The sequence below is a fragment of the Achromobacter sp. genome (genome assembly GCF_036567245.1).
GTDB lineage: Bacteria > Pseudomonadota > Gammaproteobacteria > Burkholderiales > Burkholderiaceae_B > Achromobacter.
This window is the reverse complement of record NZ_DATCUY010000519.1, coordinates 1-3,545: the sequence shown is the minus strand read 5'-3', so window position 1 is coordinate 3,545 and position 3,545 is coordinate 1. Positions and strand designations below refer to the sequence as shown.

The 3,545-nt window shown below is 65.0% G+C and carries 7 protein-coding genes and 1 tRNA gene; all 8 read right to left on the bottom strand.

Annotation, left to right across the window (positions count from 1 at the left end; genetic code table 11):
• Positions 1-627 (bottom strand): hypothetical protein (locus tag VIR09_RS21915; protein WP_332014768.1); only part of this gene is annotated, 627 nt, incomplete at its 3' end.
• Between the two features lie 34 nt (positions 628-661).
• Positions 662-1,060 (bottom strand): hypothetical protein, encoded by a 399-nt coding sequence (locus VIR09_RS21910; RefSeq protein ID WP_332014767.1) that lies wholly within the window; start codon positions 1,058-1,060, stop codon positions 662-664.
• Between the two features lie 3 nt (positions 1,061-1,063).
• Complete coding sequence (locus VIR09_RS21905) at positions 1,064-1,375, bottom strand: hypothetical protein (protein WP_332014766.1); 312 nt, start codon at positions 1,373-1,375, stop codon at positions 1,064-1,066.
• Between the two features lie 9 nt (positions 1,376-1,384).
• Complete coding sequence (locus tag VIR09_RS21900) at positions 1,385-1,570, bottom strand: hypothetical protein (RefSeq protein WP_332014765.1); 186 nt, start codon at positions 1,568-1,570, stop codon at positions 1,385-1,387.
• A 327-nt stretch (positions 1,571-1,897) separates the two neighbouring features.
• A tRNA-Thr gene (locus VIR09_RS21895) sits at positions 1,898-1,974 on the bottom strand.
• Positions 1,975-2,439: 465 nt separating this feature from the next.
• A complete protein-coding gene (locus VIR09_RS21890; protein WP_332014764.1) occupies positions 2,440-2,988 on the bottom strand; it encodes a hypothetical protein in 549 nt (182 codons plus the stop codon).
• Positions 2,985-3,344, bottom strand: a complete 360-nt coding sequence (locus VIR09_RS21885; protein WP_332014763.1) for a hypothetical protein — start codon at positions 3,342-3,344, stop codon at positions 2,985-2,987. Before VIR09_RS21885 ends, VIR09_RS21890 begins: the two co-directional genes overlap by 4 nt.
• Positions 3,341-3,545, bottom strand: a 205-nt coding sequence (locus VIR09_RS21880; protein ID WP_332014762.1) for a hypothetical protein, incomplete at its 5' end; no start/stop codon positions are given. The genes VIR09_RS21885 and VIR09_RS21880, both read right to left, overlap by 4 nt.

The following is a 3,545-nucleotide window of genomic DNA, read 5'->3' as shown; positions in this document are numbered from 1 at the left end:
GCCGGCCAGCTTGAACGTCGCGATGACGCTGTCGAAGTTCGATCCAGCCAGTGCGCTGCTCGTCGCCGTCCCGGTGCTGGTCTCTGTTGCGGAGACGGTCTTGTAGGCCGCCTGGTAGCCGGTGAAGTTGTTGGAATCTGCTTCTCGGTCGACCAGCGTGTAGCCACTCGGCACGCCCCACCCAAGAGCCGAATTCCCGGTGTCGCACACCGTCGCATGAATCACCAGCACGGCGGCTTGCGTGTTGGCCGCCGATGCTGTCGCCATCAGCGAATCGGTTCCGGTGCCGGTGCGGTCCAGGGCGCTGCTGGTCGCGACGCCGCTCCACTCCATGGCATCGGCGCTGATGTACGTGTCACCGGTCGCACTAGTGACGCCGAAGGAGATCGTTTCCGATCCAGACGAGGTGTTGAGCTTGTACCAGACCTCAACCGCGTTGCTGCCGTTGTCGATGATCCCAACGGCCTTCGTGAAAGCGCCATTGACGCTACCCGTGACCGATGTGAACCCGCTGCCAAAGTTGCTGCAAACAACGATCAGCGCGTTCCCAGCAGCCACGCTGGGAAGCGAGATAGTTCCAAGCGCGCCCTGGGTGCGCAGCGGGCTCGACGTCTGAACGAGGGCCATCGTGTCGTCTCAGGCGCGCCGTGCGCCTTGATGGCTAACCAAAGACCTTTTTCACGGTCAACTGAAGCGAGTCGCCCGACGCCAGATTGACCACCGCGAAGGTGGCGCTGATGTCCATGTTCCCGGCCGCCGAGGCATCGAACGTTCCGGCCTCGTCGACTGCGCGCGTGGCGCTGGCCGTGATCGTGCCCACCGTCTGGTAGGTGTCGTTCGTCACGGTGGTGGTCACGGTGCTGCTGGTGCCAGCCACGCGCGATTCGACGGCAGTGCTCAGCGCGGTGTCGGCCGCGACGGCCGTGCGCGCGGCGCCCGTGGCGCCCGTGCCGATGCCGATGTAGTTGGGCTCCGCCTGCGACGGCGTGGTGCCGACGTGGCGCTTGGCGGCGATTGCCTTGCCGCTGTTGGTGCAGATTGTCGCAGTTCCGAAGGCCACGGCTTACTCCTTGACGGTGGTGAGATAGGCGGCGATCAGCAGATCGACGGCCTGATCGAGCGGCGTCTGGGCGGCGGCTGCAAGCGCTTGGCGCTCGGCCGGCGTGTCATCCATGCCCGACCAGAGTTCGGCGGCGCGCTCGCTCACGGCGATGGAGATCGACAGGACCGCGGCGCGCTTCTGCGCGTCAGCGATGGCGGCGGCGACTTGCGCGACCGCCGCAGCGTTGTCCGGGTCGGGAGTGAATGCGGGCGTCGAGGCGACTGCCAGCGATGCCTTCGCCTTGGCGGCGAAGACGGTGAGGTCGAAGGCCATCGTGCGCTCCTATCGTTGAGTGATGCGCCCCGGCTTCCGGCCGCGCGCGAGTTGCTTGATGCGCCAGGCGGCGCGCTTGAACCACGACCGATGCCAGTAGGCGATCGTCCCCAGCTCCTCGACAGTGCCGTCGGCGCGGATCACACGAGCTTCGACGGTGGTTTCGCGAACAGGCGAGGCAGCGAAGTAGCTCATGGGCTGTTCCTTGTGGGGCCGGCACGCCGCCGGCATCCCTGGGAAACAAGACAGGGAGGTGGCTGCCGGCGGCGGTCGGGAGTGCACCGTTGACGCACGGGTAGGCACTGGCGTTGAGCTATCGGCAGACGGCAGCCAGAAGAGACGGCTGCATGCCGATGGAGGCGCTCGGGATTGAATTCGGAAGCCCTCGGCCGCGCGCGTCCTGGATATGTGGGATGGCGTCTGGCTGTCATCAGGCGGCGGTCGGGGCTTGGTCCTGTGGGTCAGACCTGACCCGGCGCGTTGAAGCGCTTCGACATCACCCGGCCGGCTGTCACCGAAACTTGGAGCCATCAGCACGGATTCGAACCTGCGACATCCTCCTTACAGGGGAGGCGCTCTACCAGCTGAGCTATGACGGCGAAAACGAAGAAGCCGCCGAGACTTTCATCTGGGCGGCTTGTGAGTTGATGACGGCAGGCGATGATCTCCTGCATGTGGGCGATAGGCGCGCTGGTGGTGTCGCCTCGTTTTCCAAATCACCGTCAGGGCCTAACCATACTCATCTCGGCCCCTACACCCGCACTGTATCGCTACACCGGGTGATCTCTCGCTCCACTGATTGGCGCAGTCAGCACCTGCGCATTCGCCATCAAGTCTGCGAACTGCCAGGGTGCCGGACCTTCTTGGCTTTTATCCGGCTTATTGGCTACTAGGGCGTGTCTTGCGATTTGAACGTCCCTGCCAGAGCGCAGGCTTGATGCACCTGTTTCGGAGTCGGCTCCGCCATCAAGGGCGGGCCTGCGATATTTCTTGGTCGCCAACACAGCGACTTTGTACAGGTGGGCGGCACTGTAGCACAACGTTTCTGGTTGTTCCAGTGGTATTCATCCAGTGGATTCGAGGCTGAGACTTGCCCCGAGCGCCTTCATCGCCGCCGGCCCGGCCTTCGCCTGCTCTCGCTCCATCTCGGACACCAGCCAGCGCGCCAGCTCGCGCCAGTCGTGGCGAAACAGCTTCTCGAACGGGATCTGGCCGGTGCCGCGGCAGGCCTTGCAGATGGCGCCGCCGATGGTGGTGCTGCCCTTGATCACCATCTGGCCGTGCCCGCCGCACGGCTTGCAGACGTTGTCGCGGTGCCAGGCCAGGCAGGCGCAGGCCATGTCCTCGGCTTGGACGGTGGTGATGTGCGTGCGCAGCGCCGGGGCCTTGCCGCGCGCCATCTTGGTCAGGGTGCGAACGACGTCCTTCGATGCCGCTTTGTCGCCCAAGAACAGGCGCGTGAGCGGGACCGACAGTTCCTCATCCCTCTCGCAGAGCCGCTTGTCGGCCATGCCGAAGGCGCCGAGGACGTCCGTCGGGGCGTGGCTGCTGCGCTCGTCGTGCTTGAGGCTCGACGCACGGATGGCGCTGGCGTAGCGGTCGATGATTTTCAAGCTCCACCGCCTTTCAGATCGGCGCGGCACAGCTCGGGCCAGGCCCGCGCCGTGACGACCAGGTTTTCGTTATCCGCGCACCAGTCTCTTCTGAACTGCTCCGCGTCGAACTCAATTGGAATGCCGTGGAAGTTCACCGTCAGCATGGGACGAGCGCCGATGCTGGCCCATTCGCCGGGCTCGACACTCACGGCTTCCATCTGATCGCCGGGCAGCGCCAACACCTCCATGAACCCGCCGCACAGCTGAAGCCGTTCCATGCGCCGCTTCGGCTCCGCTCCCCTGTCCTCCGGCCGCAGCGCAGATTGGCAGCCGCCTCCAGTGGGGAGGGCTGCGATTTTCGTCAGGTTGTTCATGCGGGTGCTCCCAGGGTGGATGGGGATCTGGTTCTGGCGCCGAGGCCAGCGAATGGGCCGGTGGTCACGCGCCACGTCTCGCCCTTGCGGATGTGCTGGATCGTCCGCTTGGACTTCTGGTATTCCGCGCACAGCTCGTCGAGCTTCTTGGTCGAGATGCGGATTGCGGCGATGTCGTCCAGGGTCAGGGTTGACTTCGAT